Source organism: Dellaglioa sp. CoH-55-MRSF-8, assembly GCF_056782195.1.
This window is the reverse complement of record NZ_JBXAYH010000209.1, coordinates 1-265: the sequence shown is the minus strand read 5'-3', so window position 1 is coordinate 265 and position 265 is coordinate 1. Positions and strand designations below refer to the sequence as shown.

1 protein-coding gene is annotated in these 265 nt (G+C 61.5%); it reads right to left on the bottom strand.

What is annotated here, in order from left to right:
* Window positions 1–265: ATP-grasp domain-containing protein (locus AC1RPW_RS08515; RefSeq protein WP_481769530.1), on the bottom strand; the 265-nt coding region annotated here is incomplete at both ends.

Sequence of the window (265 nt, the reverse complement as noted above, 5' to 3'; positions counted from 1 at the left end):
GTTTTGCGTCCAGTGGCCGCTGTTGTGCACGCGCGGCGCAAGTTCGTTGATCAGCAGACCCGACGGCGTGACGAAACACTCCATCGCAATCACGCCCACATAGCCCAGCTCATGTATAATGGCAGAGAGCATCTCTTCCGCCTGCGCCGGCTGGTCAGCATTGGCCTGCGGGAAGGCGACGCTGGTGCGCAGAATCCCGTCCTGATGCAGGTTATGCGTTAGCGGGTAAAAAACGGTGTGCCCGTCATGCCCGCGCGCGCCAACC